Origin of the sequence: Geothrix oryzae, assembly GCF_030295385.1 — a bacterium.
GTDB lineage: Bacteria > Acidobacteriota > Holophagae > Holophagales > Holophagaceae > Geothrix > Geothrix oryzae.
Genome location: NZ_AP027079.1, coordinates 2,827,883 through 2,850,616, shown reverse-complemented (window position 1 = coordinate 2,850,616; position 22,734 = coordinate 2,827,883). Strand labels below are relative to the sequence as shown.

20 protein-coding genes are annotated in these 22,734 nt (G+C 67.9%); all 20 read right to left on the bottom strand.

The window, feature by feature from the left end; all coding sequences use genetic code 11:
- Nucleotides 1–9 precede the first annotated feature (9 nt).
- Entirely contained in the window at nucleotides 10–873 is an 864-nt protein-coding gene (gene panB / locus QUD34_RS13065) for a 3-methyl-2-oxobutanoate hydroxymethyltransferase (protein WP_286354152.1), read from the bottom strand.
- Between the two features lie 136 nt (nucleotides 874–1,009).
- A complete protein-coding gene (gene fcl, locus QUD34_RS13060) occupies nucleotides 1,010–1,951 on the bottom strand; it encodes a GDP-L-fucose synthase (protein ID WP_286354151.1) in 942 nt (313 codons plus the stop codon).
- A 120-nt stretch (nucleotides 1,952–2,071) separates the two neighbouring features.
- A complete protein-coding gene (locus QUD34_RS13055; protein WP_286354150.1) occupies nucleotides 2,072–5,479 on the bottom strand; it encodes a hypothetical protein in 3,408 nt (1,135 codons plus the stop codon).
- A 72-nt stretch (nucleotides 5,480–5,551) separates the two neighbouring features.
- Nucleotides 5,552–6,439, bottom strand: coding sequence for a protoheme IX farnesyltransferase (locus QUD34_RS13050; protein WP_286354149.1), 888 nt, complete (start codon nucleotides 6,437–6,439; stop codon nucleotides 5,552–5,554).
- Nucleotides 6,440–6,536: 97 nt separating this feature from the next.
- Nucleotides 6,537–7,481 (bottom strand): cytochrome c oxidase subunit II, encoded by a 945-nt coding sequence (gene coxB / locus QUD34_RS13045; RefSeq protein ID WP_286354148.1) that lies wholly within the window; start codon nucleotides 7,479–7,481, stop codon nucleotides 6,537–6,539.
- Between the two features lie 17 nt (nucleotides 7,482–7,498).
- Nucleotides 7,499–7,801, bottom strand: coding sequence for a cytochrome C oxidase subunit IV family protein (locus QUD34_RS13040; RefSeq protein WP_286354147.1), 303 nt, complete (start codon nucleotides 7,799–7,801; stop codon nucleotides 7,499–7,501).
- A gap of 10 nt (nucleotides 7,802–7,811) precedes the next feature.
- Nucleotides 7,812–8,414 carry a cytochrome c oxidase subunit 3 family protein gene (locus tag QUD34_RS13035; RefSeq protein WP_286354146.1) on the bottom strand — a complete coding sequence of 201 codons (603 nt, stop codon included), beginning with the start codon at nucleotides 8,412–8,414 and terminating at the stop codon, nucleotides 7,812–7,814.
- Complete coding sequence (locus QUD34_RS13030) at nucleotides 8,411–10,030, bottom strand: cytochrome c oxidase subunit I (protein WP_286354145.1); 1,620 nt, start codon at nucleotides 10,028–10,030, stop codon at nucleotides 8,411–8,413. The genes QUD34_RS13035 and QUD34_RS13030 overlap by 4 nt, the downstream gene beginning before the upstream one ends.
- Nucleotides 10,027–10,872, bottom strand: coding sequence for an SCO family protein (locus QUD34_RS13025; RefSeq protein WP_286354144.1), 846 nt, complete (start codon nucleotides 10,870–10,872; stop codon nucleotides 10,027–10,029). Before QUD34_RS13025 ends, QUD34_RS13030 begins: the two co-directional genes overlap by 4 nt.
- Nucleotides 10,873–10,880: 8 nt before the next feature.
- Nucleotides 10,881–11,588, bottom strand: a complete 708-nt coding sequence (locus QUD34_RS13020; protein ID WP_286354143.1) for a c-type cytochrome — start codon at nucleotides 11,586–11,588, stop codon at nucleotides 10,881–10,883.
- Nucleotides 11,585–12,748, bottom strand: coding sequence for a hypothetical protein (locus QUD34_RS13015; protein WP_286354142.1), 1,164 nt, complete (start codon nucleotides 12,746–12,748; stop codon nucleotides 11,585–11,587). The genes QUD34_RS13020 and QUD34_RS13015 overlap by 4 nt, the downstream gene beginning before the upstream one ends.
- Entirely contained in the window at nucleotides 12,745–13,887 is a 1,143-nt protein-coding gene (locus QUD34_RS13010; protein ID WP_286354141.1) for a quinol:electron acceptor oxidoreductase subunit ActD, read from the bottom strand. The genes QUD34_RS13015 and QUD34_RS13010 overlap by 4 nt, the downstream gene beginning before the upstream one ends.
- Entirely contained in the window at nucleotides 13,880–15,286 is a 1,407-nt protein-coding gene (gene nrfD, locus QUD34_RS13005) for an NrfD/PsrC family molybdoenzyme membrane anchor subunit (protein ID WP_286354140.1), read from the bottom strand. Before nrfD ends, QUD34_RS13010 begins: the two co-directional genes overlap by 8 nt.
- Nucleotides 15,276–18,278, bottom strand: coding sequence for a TAT-variant-translocated molybdopterin oxidoreductase (locus QUD34_RS13000; protein WP_286354139.1), 3,003 nt, complete (start codon nucleotides 18,276–18,278; stop codon nucleotides 15,276–15,278). The genes nrfD and QUD34_RS13000 overlap by 11 nt, the downstream gene beginning before the upstream one ends.
- A 4-nt stretch (nucleotides 18,279–18,282) precedes the next feature.
- Nucleotides 18,283–18,477, bottom strand: a complete 195-nt coding sequence (locus QUD34_RS12995) for a hypothetical protein (RefSeq protein ID WP_286354138.1) — start codon at nucleotides 18,475–18,477, stop codon at nucleotides 18,283–18,285.
- A 17-nt stretch (nucleotides 18,478–18,494) separates the two neighbouring features.
- Nucleotides 18,495–19,058 carry a cytochrome c3 family protein gene (locus QUD34_RS12990; protein WP_286354137.1) on the bottom strand — a complete coding sequence of 188 codons (564 nt, stop codon included), beginning with the start codon at nucleotides 19,056–19,058 and terminating at the stop codon, nucleotides 18,495–18,497.
- Between the two features lie 272 nt (nucleotides 19,059–19,330).
- Nucleotides 19,331–19,960, bottom strand: a complete 630-nt coding sequence (locus QUD34_RS12985; protein WP_286354136.1) for a Maf family protein — start codon at nucleotides 19,958–19,960, stop codon at nucleotides 19,331–19,333.
- A complete protein-coding gene (locus tag QUD34_RS12980; RefSeq protein WP_286354135.1) occupies nucleotides 19,957–20,457 on the bottom strand; it encodes a GNAT family N-acetyltransferase in 501 nt (166 codons plus the stop codon). The genes QUD34_RS12985 and QUD34_RS12980 overlap by 4 nt, the downstream gene beginning before the upstream one ends.
- Entirely contained in the window at nucleotides 20,457–21,968 is a 1,512-nt protein-coding gene (gene lnt, locus QUD34_RS12975; RefSeq protein ID WP_286354134.1) for an apolipoprotein N-acyltransferase, read from the bottom strand. Before lnt ends, QUD34_RS12980 begins: the two co-directional genes overlap by 1 nt.
- Nucleotides 21,962–22,726, bottom strand: a complete 765-nt coding sequence (locus QUD34_RS12970; protein ID WP_286354133.1) for a TrmH family RNA methyltransferase — start codon at nucleotides 22,724–22,726, stop codon at nucleotides 21,962–21,964. The genes lnt and QUD34_RS12970 overlap by 7 nt, the downstream gene beginning before the upstream one ends.
- Nucleotides 22,727–22,734: the final 8 nt, after the last annotated feature.

Genomic DNA, 22,734 nt, shown 5'->3' with positions numbered 1-22,734 from the left:
AGGGCGCAATCAGGGGTGCCACTGGGTCAAAACCGGACGAACAGCTTCTGGAAGAGTATAGGATTCCCGCCCATCCGGGAACCCTCCCTCCCTCACATCCTCGGCCCAGGCCGCCAATGCATCGCGCAGGTCTTGGAATCCTTCGGCATAGCGCCGGACGAATTTCGGGGAGGTCCCGGGCAGCAGGCCCAGGACATCGTGGAAGACCAGCACCTGGCCCGAGCAGTGGGGGCCGGCCCCGATGCCGATGGTGGGGATCTCGACGGTCTCCGTCACCTTGGCCGCCAGGTCGGCCGGGATGCCCTCCAGCACCATGCTGAAGCAGCCCGCCTCCTGGAGCTTCTGGGCGTCCTCCAGCAGTCGCAGAGCGTCGCCCTTCTGCTTGCCCTGGACCTTGAAGCCCCCCATGGGGTTCACGCTCTGGGGGGTGAGCCCCAGGTGCCCCATGACGGGGATTTCGGCGTCCAGCAGGGCGTGGATCATGGGCAGGCGCTTGGCCCCGCCCTCGAGCTTCACCGCCTGGGCCCCCCGCTGGAGGAACCCCCCGGCATTCCGCAGGGTGTCCTCCACGCTGAGGTGGAAGCTCAGATAGGGCATGTCGGCCACCAGCATGGCCGTGGGCTGGGTGCGGGCCACGGCCTCCAGGTGGTGGTTCATCATGGCCATGCTGACGGGCAGGGTGTTCTCGAAGCCCAGGCACACATTCCCTACGCTGTCGCCCACGAGGACGATGTCCACCCCGGCGGCATCCGCGATGCGGGCGGTGACGGCATCGTAGGCCGTGGTCATCACGAGCTTCCGCCCCGCATGGTGCCAGGTGTGGAGTTGGGGAAGGGTAATGCGGGCGCGCGATTCGGCGGGCTGGTGGCTCATGGGGGTCTCCGCTGGGGGGTCGAAGCCGTACCCTCCATGAGACCACCAAAAGGCCGGGGCAGGCTTCAAAAGGCACGGCTGATTCCGTCAAGGATCTGATCCTTGCCTCGGCGGAATCTGGGATTTTCGGAAAAGATCAGGCCCGGACGGTGGCCTGATTTTCCAGAAACCATTGGTAGGTGCTGCGAATGCCTTCAACCAAGGTGATGCGGTGCCGCCATCCCAACTGGTGAAGACGGGAGACATCCAGCAGCTTGCGTGGGGTCCCGTCGGGTTTGGTGGTGTCCTGGATGATCTGACCCTTGAAACCAACGACTTCCTTCACCTGTTCAGCCAGTTCATGAATCGTGATGTCCTCGCCCGTACCGACATTGACAATTTCCGGGGAATCATAGACCTGCATCAGGTGGATGCAGGCGTCGGCCAGGTCGTCCACATGCAGGAATTCACGCCTGGGGGTGCCGGAGCCCCACATGACCACTTCGTGAGCGCCAGAGCACTTGGCCTCGTGGAATTTGCGGAGCAGGGCGGGGAGGACATGGGAGGCATTCAGGTCGAAATTGTCACCCGGGCCGTAGAGGTTGGTCGGCATCAAGGAGATGGCGTTTAGGCCGTATTGGGCACGGTAGGCCTGGCACATCTTGATGCCGGCGATCTTGGCGATGGCGTACCACTCGTTGGTGGGTTCGAGGTCACCGGTCAGAAGGTATTCCTCTTTGATGGGTTGGGGGGCCAGCTTCGGATAGATGCAGGAACTTCCCAGGAAAAGCAGCTTCTGGACACCGGAGAAGTGGCTGGCGTCAATGATGTTGTTCTGGACCATGAGGTTGGACCGGATGAAATCCACGGGATAGCTGGAGTTCGCCAAGATGCCGCCCACCTTCGCCGCAGCCATGAAGACGAATTCCGGCTTTTCTTGCAGAAACAGCTTGAAGACCGCGCCCTGATTCTCAAGGTCGCATTCACCATGGCTTCGGAGGATGAGGTTTTCAAATCCCTCTGCCCGAAGGCGGCGGACGATGGCACTCCCCACCAATCCCCGGTAGCCCGCCACAAGAATCCGGCTTTGATGCTGCATGGTGGCCTCTGACGGTACGCTGATTAAAATTTGATAAAACTATTCTTACGAATCTATTGATTGCTTCCGTTCCGTTCGTGGCCCTGCCGCAGGAGGCACCTCTTGGTCGGGTTCGGCCTTTCAGTCGGGATCAGAATACGCCGGCAGGTTGACCTGGGTGGGGGTCCAGTCCACGAGGGGATCGGCGCGCTCGGGGAGGATGAAGCGCAGGCCGGTGGATTCGACGGTCTGGCGGAAGCGGTGCAGGTCTTCGCGGCCGAGGAAGGAGGTCTCGTGGGTGTCCGGAAGCCGGGCCCAGAGCTGCTGGAAGCTGGGGAAGGCATCCTGCAGGCGGGATCGCGCGCCCAGTTTCTCGCCGCGCTGGAGCAGGAGGAGGGCGCCTTCGGCGCTGGCCTCCAGCACCTGGGCCGGGAACTGCAGCTCCCGGGCGGCGGCCAGCACCTCGCTCCAGGCCCGGAGGGCCTCTTCCGCCACGGCCTCGGAAGCGGGGACCGTGGACAGCAGCAGGGCGTGGGCGCGGTGCCATTCGAGGTCCAGCCAGCGAGATCCCGAGCCTTCGACGGGTCCCTTGAGGTTTTCGAGGATGGCCCAGCCCTGCTCGGGTGCCTCCTGGCGGGCCTGGCGCGATTCGCGGGCCACAGCCTGGCCGAGGCGGAGCTGGGCCAGCCGGTGGCGCCAGAGCATCCCGTTGGCTTCGAAGTGATCCGCCGCGGCCTTGAAGAACCGGCCCGCCTCGCGCCAGGCGCTGCGGAACCGGGCGATGTCGCCTTGCAGCAGGGTGTGATCTCCCCGTTCCTCGGGGGAGAGCAGGGGGGACGGAATCGCCGTGGCTTCGAATTGAGCATGATCCGCGGCCACTGGGTCGCCCAGGGCGGCCAGGGTGCGGGCCCGCCAGAGCTGGATCATGACCATCCGGGCGCCGTCGCCCAGCCGCTGGGCCCGCTCCAGGGCGCGGTCCAGGTGGGAGAGGGCCGGCCCCAGGAACTGCTGGAGGCTGCGGACCATGCCGAGGGCGAAGTGGGCCTGGACCTGGAGGGCCAGGTCGCCCTCCAGGCGGGCCGTCTGGAGGGCCTCGCGCAGCAGGGTCACGCAGGGCTCGGCCTGGCCTTGCATGAGGTGCACTTGGGCCAGGGCGATCTGGACGGGCACGAGATGACGGAAATCCTGGTCGTGCTCCAGCAGCCGCTGGGCCGACTGGAGGTGGGTGGCCGAGCGTTGGAACTGCCCCTGCGCGGCGAGCGCCCGACCCAGGGTCGTGAGCAGGGCGGCCTGATCCTGGGGCTGGGGCCGGCCGGCGGGAGGATGGAGGCCTTCTTCCAGCGCACGGATCCCCTTGGTGAGGTGGCCCTGCAGCAGGTGGAGTTCGCCCAGGGCCAGTCGCAACCGGGGCTGTTCGGGATGGAGCGGGTGGTCCGCCAGGCGCTCGGCGGCGGCCATGAGAGCCTCCTGGGCCTCGGCGGGCCGCCGCAGCTGGAGCTGCAGCATGGCGCGCTTGCGGTGGAGACGGGCTTCCGCCAGCCGCACGCCTTCGTGGGCGGCAGCCCGGCCCAGGGCTTCCAGCGCGCGGTCCAGGGCTTCGAGGGCCAACGCTCCTGAGGGCCGGGCGGGGCCTTCGCCGGGAGAGGGGGTGCCCCGGGCCCAGGCCTCGGCCAAGTGCTCCCGGAGCCTCGCCTCGTCCCAGGGGCGGGGGTCCAACTGCAGGGCCTGCTCCACCATCCGCAGGGTTTCCGCGGGGGTGCCGGGCGGCCTCAGGTCCAGGGCCTCCAGGGCCCCGGCCAGGGCCGTGGCCTCGTCGGAAGCCAGGGCCTGGAGGGTGACGGAATGGGCCGCCACGCCGCCCTGCTCCTGGATCACCGAGAGCAGGGCCCGGGCCAGCCGCTTCAGCTCGGGAAGGGGGGTGCGGGTCAGCACCATCTCCCGCCAGCGCGGATCGGGGATCGTGACCTGATCCTGCCGGAGCTGCACCAGTCGGGAGCCCACGGCCCCCTGAAGGGCATCCTCCAGGAGATCACCCTCCAGGCCCAGCAGGCGCCCCAGGGCCGCCGCCGGCAGGGGGCGCTCGGCCAGGGCCAGCAGGCGCACGAGGGTGGCCGAGGCCGGCGTGAGCCGCTGAAGGCGGCCCAGGAAGATCTGCCGGATGAGGTCGTCCTCGGCTTGGAGGGTGGGGGGGCGGCCCGGGACGGGAATCCAGCGGTTCTGCTCCCAGAGCAGAGCTCCCTCCTGCTGCGCCAGCTCCAGCAGATTCCGCAGCAGCCCTGGGTTGCCCAGGCTCTGGACGACCAGGCCGCCCAGGTAGTCGCCGGGTAGGGCATGGCGGCCCAGCAGATCCTCAAGGACCAGGCGGAGGTCCTCGTCCTCCAGGCGGTTCACGCCCACCAGCGCGGCTGCGGTCTCCTGGCGGAGGTCGGCGATGAGGGGCCTGAGCCCGGCGCCCTGGGCTCCCGTGGTGAGGGAAAGGAGCCAGGGGGTTCCTGAGGCGTGGACGATCTCCCGCACGAGGCTCAGGACCTCGGGGGTGGCGCGGTCGAGGTCGGACAGGTGGAGCAGGCGGGGGTGGTGGAGGCGGGCGAAGTCCAGGACCTCCAGCGCCGCCTTCAGTTCCTCGGGGTCGGGGCCCGCCTCCTGGCGGTTCGGGTGCCGGCCGCCCGTGAGGAAGGAGAAGGCCTGCAGCCGGAGGGCCAGGGCCTTGGCCGCTCCGGGCCGCTCGGCATAGAGATCCACCTCGCTGCCCGCCAGCACAGCTTCCAGAAGCCGGGTGAGGAAGCGACCCGCAGATTCATCCGCCGAGGCCTCGAGGCGATGCACCCAGATGCCCTCGCTTTCGGCCACGGCGCAGGCCCAGGCGGCCAGGTGGGCTTTGCCGACGCCCTCCTCGCCCTGGAGCAGGACGATGCGTTCCATGGGGATGGGGGCGCTGAACCCGAGCATGAGCGACTTCAGATAGGGGAGTTCCTGGCTGCGCCCCCGCAGCGGCCGGGAGATGGCCTCGGACAGGTCCCGGGCCTGCAGCCAAGGTTGCTCTTCGGACAAGGCCGGGGCCGGGGCCGTCCTGGGCAGGAGGGCCGGGACTTTGGCCAGCCCCCAGGGGGCCTCTCCGAGGACCCGCGGGATCTGGGTGAGGCCCGGCCGAAGGGTGATGACTTCGGGATGCAGGAACCGGGGATGGAGATCCTGGGCGAGTTGCTGGGCCAAGTGGCGCAGCAGGGCTTCGCGCTGGACTTCCCCCCAGCTGGGCCAGAGCCGCGACAGCGGCGTTCCATGGAGGGCCTGGAGGTACCAGGCCTGCTCGTCGTCGAATCCGAAGTGGCCGTGAACCGGGTCCAGAGCGCCCGCATCCAGGAAGCGGGCCAGGAAGGTATCGCGCATCTGATCCAGGTCGCGGTCCGGGGGTAAAGGCGACCAGACCTGCGCCAGGAACCTCGATCCATCGATTTCCCGCCGCACCAGGTGCCAAGTGCAACCCGGCCCCTGGCCCAGGTCCATCAACCAGGTGTACCGGTGGGTTCCGAGGAAGCGAGTCACCTCCACGGAGGGTTCCCCGGGGACTCGACGAAGGGGATGGGCGGCATGGCCGCAGTCTACCGCAGGCCCCTCTCGGCCCTAACGTGCGAAGTACGGATCCAGGATCGCGGCCGCGGTGAGGATGAGGGCGAACAGGTTGATGTTCATGAAGACGCGGCGGTAGAGGGGGGCGTCCTGGCCGGGGCGCAGGAGGGGGAGGGAGCCGACGATGAGCCAGAGGGCGCCGAGACCCAGCATGATCTCAGCGGGGCGCGAGACCAGCACCCGGAAGACGGGCAGCAGGGCGCAGGCCGCGGCGGTGCCGCAGATCCAGGTAAAGGTCAGTCGCGACAGCCGGGGGCGGCCGAAGACCGTCACCAGGGTGGGGAAGCCGGCGCCTTCGTAGCCCTCGGCATGGAGGCCCACCAGCAGCCAGAAGTGGGGCACCTGCCAGATGAAGAAGACGAAGGCCAGCGCCAGGATGGAGGGATCCGCCACGCTCCCGCCCGCGGCAGTCCAGCCGATGGCGGGGGGCAGCGCGCCGATGAGCGAACCCGGCACCACGGCAAAGGCGCTGATGCGCTTCAGGGGGGTGTAGAACCCGTTGTACCAGGCCAGGGCCAGGGCCCCCAGCAGCGCCGAGGCCAGGTTGTGGGCCAGCAGCAGGGTCAGGAAGCCCGACACGGCGAGGACCACGGCCACGAGGGTGGCCCGGCCGGGGGAGATGTCGCCGTGGGGGATGGGCCGGCCGGCTGTGCGGGGCATCCGCGCATCATGCCGCCATTCCTGCACCTCGTTGAGGGCGCTGGAGCCCATGGCGAGCAGCAGGATGCCGATCAGGGTCGTGATGAGGCCGGCATCCGCGCCCCGGAGGAAGGCCACATAGCCGGCGGCGGCCGTGAAGGTGGAGGCCCCGGAAATGCGCAGCTTGGTCAGCTCCAGGAGGGTGGAGACCGGGCTGGGCTTGGACAGGGGAAGGGCGGCCACGCTCAAATCATCGCTCCTGGTTCACTCAAAACCCAGCTTGGCTGGGCGAGGGTGTGGGGCTCCGGGATGCAGGGCGCAAGCCCGGTCCCCCGGATCATTACAGGCTCTTGATGTAGCGCACGACCTCGGTGAGTTCCTGGTCGGTGAGCGGGGTCTTGGGCATGGCGGGTGGATAGCCGCGCACCACCTGGTCCATGGGATCGGTGATGGCCCGGCGCAGGTAGGCCTCGTCCACGGTGATGGACTTGTACGACCCGGCGACGAGAATCTCCTGCTCCTTGCCGTAGAGGGCCTTGAGGGTGGGACCCACCTTGGGCTTGCCGTCCACGGAGTGGCAGGCGAGGCAGCCCTTGGCGGTCAGCACGGCGAGACCCGGTGGCAGGTCCTTGAGGTCGGGGTGGGCCTCGGCGGTGCGGATGCTCTTGCCCGGCTCGGGGGCATCCTCGCCGCCGAAGTACCAGGCCTTGAACTCGTCCTCGGGTACGACGATGACCTTGCTCAGCATGAGGCTGTGGTCCACGCCGCAGATGACCGTGCACTCGATGTCGTAGGAGCCGAGCTTGGTGGCCTGGAACCAGGTGGTGTTGGTGCGGGCCGGCACGGCGTCGATCTTCAGGCGGAACGAGGGGACGAAGAACCCGTGCACCACATCGGCGCTGCGGACCTCCATCTTCATGGGCTTGTGGATGGGGGCGAAGAGCACCTTGCTCTTCTTGCCGTTGGGATACTCGAAGGACCAGCTCCACTGGCGGGCGGTGACCTTCACGGCCATGGCGTCCCGGGGCGCCTGGTTCATGTATTCGTAGTTGGTCCAGCCGTAGTAGAAGATCGACAGGAACAGCACCAGGGGGATGGTGGTCCACAGGATCTCGAGGCCGAGGTGGCCCTCGATCTGCTCGGCCTTCGGATGGCGCTTCTTGCTGTAGCGCACCACGAAGTAGATCATCAGCGCCGTGATGAAGATCAGGAACGCCACCGAGAGGCCGAATACATAGAAGAAGACCGCGTCGGACTTCTGGGCCGAAATGGCGGCTTGGTTCATCCAATCCATGGGAAGCCTCAGCGGAAAGCGACGTCGGAGAAGAGCAGGGCGAAGAAGATCAGCAGGGTGCCCAGGGTCACCAGGATGACGATCTTGAAGAGCGGCCCTTCATATCTCAGGTGCATGAAGAAGTAGAAGACCAGGCCGGCCTTGAGGGGCGTCAGCGTGAGCAGGCCCCAGACGGCGGCGGTCTGGCCCAGATGGCTGACACCCACCAGGCAGCCCGTGAGGATCAGCAGGGCCACCCAGACCTTGATGAAGGTGCCGTAGCCGGGATGCTCCTGGGTGTGGTCGGCGGTGTGTGCGGCGTGTTCGCTCATGGTCGTGCCCTTACGCGGCGAGGTAGAACAGCGGGAGGAGGAAGATCCAGATCACATCCACGAGGTGCCAGTAGAGGCCGCTGTTCTCCAGGTGCACATAGCGGTCCGGACGAATGCGGTCCGTGGCCACCCACCAGAGCATGACGCCCAGTAGGGACAACCCGACGATGACATGCAGCCCGTGCAGGCCGGTCATCGTGAAATAGAGGCCGAAGAAGACCTGTTCGCCCGGAGGCAGCGTCGCCAGGTGCGGGGAATTCGGGTAGAGGCCATGGTGGAACTTGGCGCCCCACTCGAAGGATTTGATCACCAGGAAGGTGGCGCCCAGGGCCAGGGTGGTGCCGAGGAAGGCCATGGCCCGCTTCTTCTCTGCGCGCTGGATGGCCACAATGGCGAGCACCACCGTGAGGCTGCTGGTGAGCAGCACCAGGGTGTTGATCACGCCCAGCGTGGCGTTCAGTTCCGAACCGCCGTGGTGGAACTCCGCCGGGTAGCGGTAGCGCATGTAGGAATAGCCGATGAAAAGGCCGCCGAAGAGGATGATCTCGGTGACGAGGAACAGCCACATGCCAAGCCGGGCACCAAAATCGTCGCGGTGGACATGCTCACTCATTTGGTCTCCTGCTCGAAGTGGTAGGGGCCATGGGTGACGGTGGGGATGGTCTCGAAATTCTCAAGCGGCGGCGGGCTGGGGATGGTCCATTCCAGGGTCACGCCGCCCCAGGGGTTGTCCTCGGCCTTGGGGCCCCGGAAGAGCGCGTAGAGCAGCGTCCCGAAGAACATCAGGAGGCCGAGGACCAGCAGCCAGCTGCCGACGGTGGCCACCACATGCATGGTGTGGAACTGCGGCAGGTGGACATAGTAGCGGCGGGGCATGCCCATCATGCCGAGGATCAGCATGCCGAAATAGAGCATGTTGAACCCGATGAACATGGGGAACCAGGAGGCATAGATGGCCTTCTTGGAATACATCCGTCCGACCATCTTGGGGAACCAGTAGGTCAGCGCGGCGAAGAACGCGAAGCCGGTGCCGCCGAACATCACATAGTGGAAGTGGCCCACGATGAAGTAGGTGTCGTGGATGTGCACATTGATGGCCAGGGCCCCCTGCATGACGCCGGTGAGGCCGCCGATGGCGAAGAGGAAGATGAAGGTGAGCGCGAAGAAGAGCGGGGGCTGGAAGTCGATGGAGCCCTTGTAGAGGGTGCTCACCCAGTTGAAGACCTTGATGGCGCTGGGGACGGCCACGACCATGGTGAGCAGCGAGAAGACCATGGTGGCCACGCTACTCATGCCGCTGGTGAACATGTGGTGGGCCCAGACCAGGCTGCCCACGCCGGCGATGGCCATGCTGGAGAAGGCGATGGCCTTGTAGCCGAAGATGGTGCGCTTGGCGAAGGTGGGGATGATCTCGGTGATGGCGCCCATGGCCGGCAGGATCATGATGTAGACGGCCGGGTGCGAGTAGATCCAGAAGAGGTGCTGGTAGAGCAGCGGATCGCCGCCCTTGCTGGGATCGAAGATGCCGATGCCGAAGAAGCGCTCGAGGATGACCAGCAGCAGGGTGATGGCCACGATGGGGGTGGCGAGGAGCTGGATCCAGGCCGTGGAGTACAGCGCCCAGCACATCAGCGGCATCCGGAACCACTTCATGCCGGGGGCGCGCAGGCGGTGGATGGTGGTGATGAAGTTGATGCCCGTGAGCATGGACGAGAAGCCCAGCACGAAGGCGGCGAAGACTGCGAGGCTCACATTGGTGCCGGTCTTCAGGCTGAAGGGCGCGTAGAAGGTCCAGCCCGTGTCGGGGGCGCCGCCCCCGGTGAAGAGGGCCAGCACGGCGAGGATGGCCCCGGCCATGTAGAAGTACCAGGAAGCCAGGTTCAGGCGCGGGAAGGACACATCCTTGGCGCCGATGAGGATGGGCAGGAAGAAGTTCCCGAAGACCGCCGGCAGGCCCGGCACCACGAACAGGAAGATCATGATCACGCCGTGGAGCGTGAACAGGGCGTTGTAGGTCTGGGCGGTGATGAGCTTCTGGAAGGTGGTCAGCTGCACCAGGCGCATGACGAAGCCGATGCCCATGCCCACGAGGAAGAAGCTGACCATCGAATAGAGGTAGAGCAGGCCGATGCGCTTGTGGTCGGTGGTGGTGAGCCAGGCCATGAGGCCCTTCCGCTCACCCGTGTCCACCAGGAAACTGGGCTGTGCCGTGGACGCGTGGGTGCTCATTCGCCCTCCTCTGACTTGGTCTTGCGCCCCCGGCGGACGAGCGTGGCCACGAAGATCAGGGCCGCCAGGATGATGACGGTGGCGCCGATGGTCGTGGTGTTCAGGACATACTTGCGCCCCGCGGGGTCATAGCTGAAACAGAACTTCAGGAACTTGTTGATGGTGGGCTGGGCCTCGCCGCGGGCGGCCTCCTGGGCGGCCATCTGGAGATCGGCCGGCACATAGGTGGTGCCATACATGTAGCGGGTCACCTTGCCCTTGGGGCTGATGAAGATGATGGCGCCGGCATGGACGAAGTCGTCCCCCACGCGCTTGAACTTGAAGCCGACCGCATCGGCCAGGGCCTTGGTGGTGGCGGCGGGACCGGTGAGGAAACGCCAGGCCGCGGGCGGGAAGGGGCGCGTGATCTCGCCCAGGTAGTTGGTGCGCTTCTGGGCCGCGATCTCGGGCTCGTCCCGCTCATCGAAGCTCACGGTGAGCACCTGGAAGTCCTTCCCAGGCTCGGCCTGGGTGCGGTTCAGCACCTCGGCCACGCCGCTGAGCTGGGGCGTGCAGATGCCCGCGCAGCGGAAGTAGTTCAGGGTGAGGATGGTGGGCTTGTCGATGAGAGAACGGAGGGTGACGGGCTGGCCGTCCTCCGCCTTCAGGACGAGGTCCAAGGGGATCGTGGCCCCCAGCTTCTCGTCCACGCCCACTTCCTGGGGCGTGAAGGCGGGGGTGGCCTGGTCGGCCGGTGTCGATGCGGGTGCTGGAGCTGGCGCCTGGGCCTGGAGGGGGCCGCCCAAGAGGGCCGCGGCCAGCACCAGGCTGGTCCAAGGGGAACGGGTCAGGAGCTTCGACATGGCGGGCCTCAACGCTGCACCGGGGCGGCTGGTTTGGCCTCGGCCCGGGCCGATTCGTATTCGCGGCAGAGGAGGTCCACCGCCCGCGATACGGGGATGCGGTTGGGGATCACCTCGCCGGCGCTGGCGAACAGCTTCTCCAGCGCGGCGATGGCCTTGGGGTCGCTGGTGCCGTGGTCATAGGCTCCGAGCGACTGCACCACATGGGCCAGGGCCATGCGGTCCTTCTTGGAGAGGTAGGCGTAGGAGACCATCGAGCTGCCCTTGATGCCCTCCTCCAAGGTCTTGTAGATGTCTTCCACGCGGGTGCCGTTCTTCCAGGCCGCCTTGACGGTGAAGTTGCGGGGCTTGGGGGTGAGCCCCGCGCCGCCGGGGCCATCGCCCTTGCCATCCACGCCATGGCAGGTGGCGCAGGTCTGGGCGTAGACCGCCTTGCCGCGGGCCATGAGCGCGGGGTTTGGTGTCATCACGGTGGCCGGATCGATGGGCGGGATGACCTGCCGGGCGGTGGCGGGGTAGTCCGTGGGATCCAGCCAGCCCGTCTCGCCCTGCACGGCCTGAATGGGTGCGTCCGGCGTGGTGTGGGCCTGGTAGCGCAGGCCGGGCAGCACGGTGAAGGCGAAGAAGCCGGCGATGAAGATGAAGCAGACCACCACCAGCAGGGCGGAGCCCAGGCGCTTCAGCTCCTCGGAGGAGAGGTAATCGTGGATCTTCATAGGCGGAACTCCAGACCCTCGCGCAGGAAGGGATCGCCGACGGGCATGTCCTCGCCCTTCTGCATGGCGCCGCGGACCCAGAGGAGGATCCCGCCCAGGAAGAAGAGGGCGAAGCTGAGCTCGGGCCAGGAGAAGTGGGGCTTGGCGCCAAGCACGGGGAAGATGAGCCAGTAGATGTCCAGGACATGGGCGCCCAGCATGAGCAGGGCCACCCGGCGCAGACGCTTGGGGTCCTTCTTCGAATCGCGGGTCACCAGGGCGAAGAAGGGCAGCACGAAATGCAGGAGGGCGAGAGAGATGGTGATGGCGCGCCAGGCGCCGGCCAGGCGGATCTTGTAGTAGATGACCTCATCCGGCAGGTTGGCGTACCACATGAGCATGTACTGGGCGAAGCCGATGTAGGACCAGAACACGGTGAAGGCGAAGAGGAAGCCGCCCAGGTTGTAGAGGTGGTCGCCGCGCACGCCCTCGAGCCGACCCTGGTTCTGGAGGTAGAGGACCGCCAGCGCCGTGGCGGCCAGGCCGCTGAGGAAGGCCCCGGCGAACACATAGACGCCGAAGATGTCGCTGTACCACTCGGGCGTGAGACCGGAGATCCAGTCGAAGGCCACCAGGGTGATCACCAGGGCGAAGATCGCCATGAAGGCCGGGGCGAACTTGCGGGCGCGGACATTGAAGGCCGGATCCTTGGAGGCGTCCTGCTTCAGCGAGCCGCCCACCAGCACGGCCAGGCCCAGGAGCACGAGGGCGAAGGCGATGAGGGTGCGGACGGAGAAGAAGGGGAGGCTCAGCCAGAAGGCCTTGCCGGCCAGGATGGGGTGGTGGGCCGCTTCAGGCCGGGCCCCGGGGTAGAGGACAGGGATGGCGGCCAGGGCGATGAGCCCCACGGGGATGGCGGGGATCAGCAGGGTGGCCAGGCGCTCGGGGATGCGGCGCACGGGCACGCTCCACTTGGCGCTCACCAGATGCTCCAGGGCCACGATGAAGAGGGAACCCAGGCCCAGGGTGAACAGGAGCACGAACCAGAGGATCCAGTTGGCCCAGAACCGTTCGGGACCGGCGGCAAAGTAGGCGCCGACCACGCCCAGGGCCCCGAGGGCCGTGGCCCCCCAAAGCAGGTTGGAGGTGTTGTTGTTCTGACTCATGGGGTTCTGGCTCATGGAATGGCCACCTTCAGGTCCTCGTCCTTGGCGTTCTGGGCGCGCTGCAGGGCCCGCACATAATGCACGACGGCCCAGCGCTGGGACTCGCTGAGGTCCGCGGCGTGCGAAGGCATGGCGTTCTTACCGTTCACGATGGCCCAGTAGATCTTGCCGTCGGGGTAATCGCGGAACTGCTGAGCCTGCAGGTTGGCGGGTTTGCCCCCGTAGGCGGCGGTCAGGCTGCCCACGCCGTCGCCCACGGAGCCGTGACAGACCTCGCAGCGGTTCTTGTAGGCCTGGCGGCCCACGGCGAAGACCTCCCGGGTGCGCGGCAGGGGGTTCGCCAGGGTGGCGGCTTCCTCCTGCGTGCCCGTGGCGGTGGGCAGGTGGCCCCGGGCCACGGTGCCGGCCACCGGCCGCTGCATGCCATGGCCATCCTTGAAGAAGCTGGAGGGCTTCTGGGCGTTCAGGCGGGGCTGATCCTGCATGTATTTCATGGGGGCCATCACCGGGAACAGCTTGATGGCGAAGTACATCACGAGACCGGCACCCAGGCAGGCGGTGAAGATGCCCCCGGCCGCCCGCAGGATGTAGTCGCTGGTGAGGAAGGGACTCCGATCCGGCGCCGGCAGGATCTCCACCTGGGAGGCCCCGGCGGCCTGGAGGGCGACGGCGGCGGCGGCGCTGTCGAAGGCCTCGCTTTCGGCTTCCAGGGCCAGGACATAGCGATCGCGGGTGATGCTCTTGATGGACTTGGAGGACAGCACCGGGTGCCCGAAGAAGGGCAGCTTGTTCAGGAGGAACAGCATCCCCAGGCCCGCGGTGAAGGTGGCGAAGAGCACCGTCACCTCGAACATGATGGGGATGAAGGCCTCCCAGGAGTCCGGGGCCTTGCCGCCCGTGATGATCGGGTAGTCGATGGCGCTGATCCAGTACTGGAACCCGAAGGCCGTGAGCGCCCCCAGGATGCCCATGACCAGGACCATGCCGCCCAGGGGCGAGCGGCGGAGGCCCAGGGCCTCTTCGATGCCGTGGATGGCGTAGGGCGTGTAGGCCTCGACGGTGCCGAGCTTGCTGGCGCGGACCTTGGGGATGGCCTGCATCAGGGCGTCGGGCGTCTCGAAAGTGCCGAGGACGGCGTAGGAGGTCTCAGACATGGTGGTCGTCTCCATGGTGAGAAGGTTGCGCGTCCGGCAGGATGGCCTTCACCTCGGTGGTGGCGATGACCGGCAGCACCCGGGCGAAGAGCAGGACCAGGGTGAAGAAGATCCCGAAGGTGCCCAGGAGGATGCCGAAGTCCACCATGGTGGGCTTGTAGATGCGCCAGGCGGAAGGCAGGTAGTCCTGGTGCAGCGAGATCACGATGATCACGAAGCGCTCGAACCACATGCCGATGGTCACGCCGGTGGCCACCAGGATCATCCAGAAGTAGCTGGCCCGGGCCTTCTTGAACCAGAGGATCTGGGGGATGAGAATGTTGCAGCTGATGGTCACCCAGCCGGCCCAGCCGTAGGTGCCCGTGATGATGTTCATGAAGCCGTGGTGGAGGAATTCGTTCATGGAATACCAGGCCGTGAAGCCCTCCATCATGTAGCTGTAGCCCATGATGCAGCTCATGGAGAGGATCACCTTGTTCATCACATCCAGGTGCCGCATGGTGATGAGGTTCTTCAGCTCCATGGTCTCGCGCACCACCACCAGCACCATCACCACCATGGCGAAGCCGGCGAAGATGGCGCCCGCCACGAAGTAGGGCGGGAAGATGGTCATGTGCCAGCCGGGCACCACGGAGGTGGCGAAGTCGAAGCTCACCACCGAGTGCACGGACAGCACCAGGCCTGTGGCCAGGCCCGCCAGCAGCAGGTAGGCCTTCTCGTAGTGCTGCCAGTGGGAGGCGGCCCCGCGCCAGCCCATGGCCAGCACGGTGTAGATGACCTTCCGCAGCTTGCTGGTGGTCCGGTCGCGCATGGAGGCGATGTCGGGGATGAGGCCCAGATACCAGAACATCAGGGAGACGGAGAAGTAGGTGTTCACCGCGAAGACATCCCACAGCAGCGGCGACCGGAAGTTGGTCCAGAGGGCGCGCTGGTTCGGGTAGGGGAAGAGCCAGTAGGCCAGCCAGGGGCGGCCCACATGGATCAGCGGGAAGATCACGGCGCAGATGACCGCGAAGATCGTCATCGCCTCGGCGAAGCGGGCGATGGCGTTGCGCCAGCGCTTGCGGAAGAGGAAGAGGATGGCCGAGATCAGCGTGCCGGCGTGGCCGATGCCCACCCAGAACACGAAGTTGATGATGTCGAAGGCCCAGAACACGGGGCTGCTGTTGCCCCAGGCGCCGATGCCCAGGTAGAAGGTATAGCCGATGGATACGACGCCGATGAGGGCCGCGGTCAGCGTGATGGCCAGGGCGAAGTACCACTTCCTCGGGGGCTTGGTCTCGGGGAAGGCCAGCACCTGGTCGTCGAGGCTGCCGGGCGTGACCTTGCCCACATAAAGCGACGGTTCAACCAGGCCCTCAGGGATGTCGCCGGCCGGGATGGCGGCATCAGTGCGCATGGGGACCTCCCACGGTGGCCTTGTCGGCGGGGTTCTTCAGATCGGCCAGGTACGAGATGGCGGGCTTGGCACCCACCTCCTCCAGCACGCGGTAGGCGCGGCTGGCGGCCACCAGCTGGGCGACCTTGCTCTTAGGATCCTTCAGGTCGCCGAAGACGATGGCGTCGGAGGGGCAGCCCGCCATGCAGGCGGTGGTGATCTCGCCGTCGAGGATGGGGCGGCTCTCGCCCTTGGCGCGGATCTTCACATCGTTGATGCGCTGCACGCAGAAGGAGCACTTCTCCATGACGCCGCGGGGACGGACCGTGACCTCGGGGTTGTTCGCCAGGGTCTCAGGCTCGGTCTTGTAGGCGGTGTATTCGAGGAAGTTGAAGCGGCGCACCTTGTAGGGGCAGTTGTTGGCGCAGTAGCGGGTGCCCACGCAGCGGTTGTAGGCCATCTGGTTCAGGCCGTCCGGGCTGTGGTTGGTGGCGTTCACCGGGCAGACATTCTCGCAGGGCGCGTTGTCGCAGTGTTGGCACAACATGGGTTGGTGCACCACCTTCGGGTTCTCCAGCTCGCCCTCGTAGTAGCGGTCGATGCGGATCCAGTGCATCTCGCGGCCCCGGGCCACCTGCTCGGGCCCCACCACCGGAACATTGTTCTCCGACTGGCAGGCGACCACGCAGGCCGAGCAGCCCGTGCAGGCGGCCAGGTCGATGACCATGCCCCACTTGTGATCGGGGAACTTCTGGTCCTCGTAGAGCGAGACCAGCTCGGGCATGTGGTGGTGCCCCTGGGGGTTGTGCGCGAACTCGTCCATGGTGAGGGAGCGGACGATGTCGCGACCCTCCATGCGGTGGTGGCTCTGGGTGCGGGAGAGCTCCTTCGTCCCGCCGGCCTTGGCGAGGCGCGCGCCCTTGCGGACATTGGCGCTGGCGGGATCGAGGCCCATGAGGGGGTAGGCGTTGGCGCCCACGCCCTTGGCCACGCCGCCGGTGCCGCGGCCGTAGCCCAGCGCCAGGGCGAGCACGCCCTTGGCCTGGCCGGGCTGGATGACCGCGGGCAGCCGCAGGGTGGTGCCCTCCACGGCGAGGGTGACGAAGTCGCCCTCCTGGATGCCGAGAGCCTGCGCGTCCTGCACGGATACGGCCAGGGGGTTGTCCCAGGTCATCTTGGTGATGGGATCGGGGGTCTCCTGCAGCCAGCTGTTGTTGGCATGGCGGCCATCGTGGGTGGCGAAGCCGGGGAAGAGCACCAGTTCCAGGCCATCGGCCTTGGAATCCGCGGCGCGCTTGGCGGCGGCGGCGACCGAAGCGCCCCTGAAGGTCGGCGCAGCAGCTTTCGATTCGGTCTTCACGAGGCCGTCGTGCAGGGCCTGCTCGAAGGAGGTGCCGAGGGGGAGGTCCTTCCGCCAGCGGGCCTGCAGGTAGGCGTGGTAGCCGTCCGGCGCGGAGGCGCCGAGCGCCTTCAGGGCGCCCAGGAGGATGTCCTCACCCTGGCGGGTGTCGTAGAGCGTGCCGATGGTGGGCTGCTGGAGGACCGCGGCGCCGGGGGTGCTGAAGTCGCCCCAGCTTTCCAGCCAGTGGTTCTCGGGCAGCAGCACCTGGCATTGGGCGGAGGTCTCATCCTCCACCTGGCCGATCCAGGCGCGGAAGGGCACCTTGGCCACGGCCTCCTTCCAGGCGCTGGCCTTGGGGTACGAGAAGGCGGGATTCACATCCCAGAAGATCGCGGCGGCGTAGCGGCCCGCGGCCATGCCCTGCACGGCGGTCTCGAGCTCCTTGACGCTGGCCAGGGGCTCGGCGGGACTGACGACGAGAGCCTCGGAACCCAGCAGGGCGTTGAGGAGGTGGGCGGCCTGGTGGACCTCGACGGGCATCTGGGCGCCGCAGAGAACCACGGCGTTCCGCCCGGCGTGCTGGAGGTCCTTCACCAGGCTGGCCCAGGTGGCGGCCGGGATATCCGCGGGCGCGCCCGCGGATATCCCGGACAGGTCAGTGCCGGCGGGCAGGGACAAGCCCTTGGCGCCCAGTTCCTTCGCCAGGGCGAAGGCCACGGCGCCGAGCCGCGAAGGCGAAACGGGAACCCGCACATCCGCGTTGGTGCCCGTGAGCGTGAGGGGGCCTTCCAGGACCCAGAGCCGGTTGATGGGATCCTGGGCGCTCTTCAGGCGGCGCTGGGCGCCCCAGGCGGCCAGGGATTCGGGATCCTCGCCGTTCAGGAAGTCGGCCCCGAGGGACAGGATGACCTTGGCCTTCGTCAGCCGGGGCTGGAGGTCCACGGGCTGCCCGAAGCTGGCCTTGGCGGCTTCCTCGGCGGCATCGCCGGCGGCGGGTTCGTAGGCCAGGTGCTCCAGGACGGGCAGGGCGGCCTTGAGGTCCGCCAGGAGGGCCTTGCGGGTGGGCGAGGCCACGGCGCCGGACACCAGGAGCACGGGCTTGCCCGAGGCCTTGGCGGCCTTCAGCGCTTCGTTCAGGCGGGTCTCGGCCTCGGCCCAGCCGATGACCCGGCCCTCGGCCTTGGGCGCGCGGAGGCGATCGGGGTCGTAGAGGCGCAGCACATCGGCCATGGTGCGGGGGCTGGTCTTGCCCTTCACACCGGGGTGCTCGTCGTTGCCCGTGAGGTGGATGGGACGGCCCTCGCGCGTCTTCACCAGCACGGGATAGACGCGGCGGCCTTCCTGGTGGGCGCTGGCGTAGTAGTTGGCCACGCCGGGCACCACTTCCACCGGGCGCTTGGTGTAGGGCACCACGGTGCCCTGGCCCTTGCGGTCGCAGGCCACCGTGGCGGCCAGGGCGGCGCTGGCGGTGACCAGGCCCAGGAAGTCGCGGCGGGAGAAGCCGCTCTGGACGGGCAGGCCGTGGACATCGTCGTAGCCGGTGGGCCCGGCGCCCGGAAGGAACTCGTCATGGGCGGCCGCCTGGGCCTCCGGCGTTTCGGTGCGTTCCTCGAGGGTCCGCCAGAAGCGCGGGGTCTCGAGGGGGCCGTGTTCGGGAAGTCGTGTCTTCATCGGGTCATCCGCGGCGCTTGATGGCGTGTTCGGGGGGCGTGATGGGGATGGGGCGGAGGGTGTCCTTCGGCGGCATCTCCGGAGGGGCGTCCTTGTCCGGCAGGAAGGCCAGGCTCAGGGCCTCGCGTCCCATCAGGAAGGGGCCGGCCACCAGGGCGGTCAGTCGGTCGAGGATCGGCTTGCGGTTCTGGTCGGCCATCGTTCGGACCTCCGGGCCTAGCGGTGGCAGGCGGCGCAGTTCTCGGCGCCCTTGGTGATCTTCGAGCCCGGCGGCAGCGCGGCATGGGGATCCCGGTGGCAGGCCAGGCAGTTGCCCATGCGCATGCCCATCTCCCGCGTGATCACCTTCATGGTCTGCACTTCGCCGTGGCAGCTCTGGCAGGCGATGCCGGCGTTCACATGGGGGCGGTGGTCGAAGAAGACATGGTCGGGCAGGGTATGGACGCGCTGCCAGGGCAGGGGCTCGCCGGACGCGGCGATCTTGGCCAGCTTCTGGATGGCGGGGCGGTCGGTCCGGGTGACCTTGTGGCAGCCCATGCAGAGATCCACGCTCGGAATGCCCGCATGACGGGACTTGTCCACGCCCGAGTGGCAGTACTGGCACTGCATCTTGAGGGTGCCGGCGTGGAGCTCATGCGAGAAGGGGATGGGCTGCTCGGGGGCGTAGCCCTTGGCGAACCGGTCCGGCTGGGTGAGCCAGCCCACCGAAAGGACGGTGGCGAGGATCGCCACCGCCGCGACGGGCAGGACGAAGCGGAACGCTCGGTCGAACTGGTGCATGCCCAACCTCATGAAAGTGCTGGCTCACGAAAGGGAATTGGCGGTGTTCAAATCTAAAATCCGACAATCCCATAGACCAGGAGGGTGTCCCCCTGGAAGCGACGATCGGCAGTTTGTGTCGCAGATCACGATGATAGATCACGCGACCACGATTGTTTACCCATTTTTTCTGAGGAAGTTCCAAGCGTTAAGGGGATTTTGGGGTGGTTTATCTTTCCCTTCTCGGAGGGGGGCGATTTCCTCCAGGAAGGGGGTCCGGAACTCCAGGTTCCCTAGGAACCCTGAGGGAACCCCATCCACGGCTTGAGCAGGCCCAGGTGGAAGAAGAGGGCCCCCATCCGCTCCACCGGCAGGCCCATCACCGTGGAAAAACTGCCCTCGACGGCCTCGATGAAGAGGGCCCCCACCCCTTGGATGGCGTAGGCCCCCGCCTTGTCCATGGGCTCGCGGGTGCCCACATACCAGCGGATCTGGGCTTCGGTCAGCGGCCGGAAGAAGACCTGGGCGGTATCGACGAAGCTGTGGGTCGTGTCGTTCTTCTGGAGGCAGAAGCCGGTGTGGACCTGGTGCGCCCGCCCCTGGATCAGGGTCAGCATCCGCACCGCGTCCTCCACATCCACCGGCTTGTTCAAGGTGTGATGGTCCACGGCCACCGTGGTGTCCGCGGCCATGACCCAGCGGCCGGGATTGCGCCGGGCCACCACTTCGGCCTTCAGCTCCGCCAGACGCAGCACCAGGTCACCGGGCTCCTCGTCCAGCAGGGGGGTCTCGTCCACCTGGGGCGGCTGGAGCTCGAAGGGGATGCGCATGGCCTCCAGCCAGTGCCGGCGCCGGGGGCTGCCGCTGGCGAGGATCAGGGGTTGCAGGGCGGCCTCGGGCACGCCGGGCAGCGTTTCGGTCATCGGAGCCCCCGCTGGCTGAGTTCGAGAAGGCCCACGCGCATGTGGTAGCTGTCGACCTCCTGGCCCATCCGGAAGCCGAACCGGGGGTAGAAGTCGGCCGCATCGCGGGTTTCCAGGACGAACCGCTGCACCTCGCCCACCCAGGGGTGCCGCAGGGCCCACTTGACCAGCTCCGAGGCGATGCCGAGGCCCATCAGATCCCGGGCGGTCACCACATCGTAGAGCTTGGCTTCGTAGGCGTGATCGGACCAGAGCCGGGTGGCGCCCACCAGCCGCCCCCCGCGGTGCCCTTCCGGCACCAGCCGGGCGGTGAGCATCCGGGAGCAGGCCAGCAGCCGCCGCCACTGCCCGATGGTGCGGTCCGCGGTCCAGTACACCTCTTCGGCCTGAAAGAAGATCTGAAGTTCCCGGGGGTCCACGCTCCAGGTCTCGTCGAAGAAGGCCACGGTGCCGTGGACGGTCGACAAGGGCTCCGGTACGAGGAAATCGCGATCCATCAGGCCTTCCTGGGTTGGGCCCTCCATCCTAGCAGCAGGGTTCCCAGGGTCAGCCCGACCATCAGGACGGGTGCCAGCCAGGGGGACCGGGCGGGCGTGTGCACGGGCCGCCACTGGAGCTCCCGCGCGTAGGCGCCCTCGCTGAGGGGCTCGCCCCACAGTTCGAAGCGGCCATCCTCGCGGAAGAGCCCCGACTTGCCGGAGAGGGTGGCGCGCAGCAGGGGCACGCCCAGCTCGGGGGCCCGCAGGCGGATCTGGGCCGCGTGCAGGTCCGTGGCGATGCTGCGGTCGAACCAGCCGTCATTGGTGTGGTTGCTCAGCAGGTCGGCCCGGCCCAGGGCCAGCCCGCGGCGGGCCCGCTCGGGCATCAGAGCCTCGCTGCAGATGAGGGGGTGGACGCGCAGACCGCCTTGGGGGGAGGGCACCTCGAAGACGCAGTCCTGCGTCAGGGGGCCGGCCTCCTGGGAGATGAAGCCCAGCCGGGGATCCAGCCAGCGCCGGAAGGCCTCGGGTCCCGGCGTACGCTCCCCGAAGGCCATGGGTTCAGTCTTGGCGAAGATGAAGGGGGGCCGACCTGGCGCCTCGCCCCGCACCAGGTTGTAGGGGCCGCCCTCTGTGCCGAAGAGCCAGGCCACGCCGCGAGAGGCCGCTTCCCGTTCCAGCCGGGGATCGGGGCGGCGGTCGTCCCGTCCCAGGATGGCGCTTTCGGGCCAGAGCAGCAGGGTGGGGCGGCCGGCCCGGGGCCAACCCTGGGCCTTCAGGAGGGCGTCGCTGCGCCGCCACATCTCGGCTTCCATCCCCAGCCAGCGCTGTCCGGGCGGGAAGTTGGGCTGGATCATGGCCACATCCACGGTTCGCGCCGGATCCCGGGGAAGCAGGTACCAGGCGCCGCCTGCCAGGGCAAAGAAGGCGACGGCCAGCCCCGGGCCGGCCAGGGCCCGGCGGAGGGAGCCGCCCGCGGTCAAGGTGGCCGCCGCCCAGGCACCTGCCCCCCAGACCAGGGCGGACAGGCCGGACGCGCCCAGGAAGGCCGCGCCGCGCGCAGTCCAGGGCAGAGCGCCGAAGGCCGCCCCCCAGGTCCAGGGATAGACATGGAATCCCCAGGTTTCCCAGCCCAGCAGGAGGAGGGCCGCGAAGCAGGCGGCGGCCCCGGGACCGAGGCGCCGGAACGCCGCGCGGGAACCCACGGCCACCAGCCAGAGCCCCGTGGCTTCCCACAGGCTCAGCAGCACGGTGCCCAGCAGGGCCAGCCCGAAGGGCAGCCCCCCCTTGCTGGCGAGGGTCTGGGGCACCCACAGATAAAGAAGGAGGAGGCCGGCGAGCAGGGTAAGCCAGGTCCAGGCCGCATGGCGCCCTTTGTACAGTCCGTCCAGCAGCAGCAGGGGGAAGAGCAGGGCCATGATCGGTTCCAGCCCACCGCCGAGGGCACCGGGAAACCGGAAGGCCAGCACGAAGACCCCGGAGAGGATGAGGGCGCTGAGGGGGCGGAGCAGGGGGGGGGCCTTCAGCACCTGGACCTCCGGGCCACTTCGTAGCAGGCGATGCCGGCGGCCACGGCGGCATTGAGGCTTTCCACGCCCTGGATGGGGATGGCGAGACGCTGGACGCCCTCGGGCAGGGCCACGCCCCGCCAGCCATGGCCCTCATTGCCGACCCAGAGGCGCAGGGGCTCGGACAGGTCGGCCTCGGCCAGGGCCACGGCGCCGGGGCCGCCATCCAGGGCGTACCAGTGGCCTGGATCGGGATTCAGGGCCTCCACCCGGCGCAGGGGCAGGAGGAAGGCGGCGCCCATGCTGCCCCGCAGGGCCTTGGGGTGGAAGGGGTCGGCGCAGCCGGGCCCCAGCAGGACCTCGTGGAAGCCGAAGGCCGCGGCGCTGCGCAGGAGGGCCCCCAGGTTGCCGGGGTCCTGGATGCCCCAGGCGCCGAGGACCCGGGGCGCCAGCGGTCCCGTGGGCCCGGGGCCCAGGTCCATCAGCAGGGCGTGATCCGGAGGGCTGCCCGCGTCGGCCAGCTCCCGCATGAGGGCCTCGCCCAGCACCTGTGTCTCCACGCCCAGGGTGGCCTCCAAGGGATGGGGCGCGGCCTGCTCGAGGCGCAGCCAGAGGGCCGGGTGCAGCCGACCTCCCGCGGGGGTCCGCCGGGCCTCGGCCCAGGCCTCGATGAGTTTCTCACCCAGCAGCAGGGTGGCTTCGCGCCGGGAGCCGCCCGCCTTGAGGCGGGTCAGGAGGGCCCTGAAGCGGGGGTTGGCCTTGCTGGTGAGGAGGGGCATGGGACCTG

Excerpts from the sequence above, each read along its gene's own strand:
- QUD34_RS13020 (WP_286354143.1), bottom strand. The coding sequence starts at position 11,588 with ATGAAGATCCACGATTACCTCTCCTCCGAGGAGCTGAAGCGCCTGGGC.
- QUD34_RS13040 (WP_286354147.1), bottom strand. The coding sequence starts at position 7,801 with ATGAGCGAACACGCCGCACACACCGCCGACCACACCCAGGAGCATCCC.
- QUD34_RS13025 (WP_286354144.1), bottom strand. The coding sequence starts at position 10,872 with ATGTCGAAGCTCCTGACCCGTTCCCCTTGGACCAGCCTGGTGCTGGCC.
- QUD34_RS13035 (WP_286354146.1), bottom strand. The coding sequence starts at position 8,414 with ATGAGTGAGCATGTCCACCGCGACGATTTTGGTGCCCGGCTTGGCATG.
- QUD34_RS13000 (WP_286354139.1), bottom strand. The coding sequence starts at position 18,278 with ATGAAGACACGACTTCCCGAACACGGCCCCCTCGAGACCCCGCGCTTC.
- QUD34_RS12990 (WP_286354137.1), bottom strand. The coding sequence starts at position 19,058 with ATGCACCAGTTCGACCGAGCGTTCCGCTTCGTCCTGCCCGTCGCGGCG.
- QUD34_RS13010 (WP_286354141.1), bottom strand. The coding sequence starts at position 13,887 with ATGTCTGAGACCTCCTACGCCGTCCTCGGCACTTTCGAGACGCCCGAC.
- fcl (WP_286354151.1), bottom strand. The coding sequence starts at position 1,951 with ATGCAGCATCAAAGCCGGATTCTTGTGGCGGGCTACCGGGGATTGGTG.
- coxB (WP_286354148.1), bottom strand. The coding sequence starts at position 7,481 with ATGAACCAAGCCGCCATTTCGGCCCAGAAGTCCGACGCGGTCTTCTTC.
- panB (WP_286354152.1), bottom strand. The coding sequence starts at position 873 with ATGAGCCACCAGCCCGCCGAATCGCGCGCCCGCATTACCCTTCCCCAA.
- QUD34_RS12980 (WP_286354135.1), bottom strand. The coding sequence starts at position 20,457 with ATGGATCGCGATTTCCTCGTACCGGAGCCCTTGTCGACCGTCCACGGC.
- QUD34_RS13015 (WP_286354142.1), bottom strand. The coding sequence starts at position 12,748 with ATGAGCCAGAACCCCATGAGTCAGAACAACAACACCTCCAACCTGCTT.
- QUD34_RS12985 (WP_286354136.1), bottom strand. The coding sequence starts at position 19,960 with ATGACCGAAACGCTGCCCGGCGTGCCCGAGGCCGCCCTGCAACCCCTG.
- QUD34_RS12970 (WP_286354133.1), bottom strand. The coding sequence starts at position 22,726 with ATGCCCCTCCTCACCAGCAAGGCCAACCCCCGCTTCAGGGCCCTCCTG.
- nrfD (WP_286354140.1), bottom strand. The coding sequence starts at position 15,286 with ATGCGCACTGATGCCGCCATCCCGGCCGGCGACATCCCTGAGGGCCTG.
- QUD34_RS13030 (WP_286354145.1), bottom strand. The coding sequence starts at position 10,030 with ATGAGCACCCACGCGTCCACGGCACAGCCCAGTTTCCTGGTGGACACG.
- QUD34_RS12995 (WP_286354138.1), bottom strand. The coding sequence starts at position 18,477 with ATGGCCGACCAGAACCGCAAGCCGATCCTCGACCGACTGACCGCCCTG.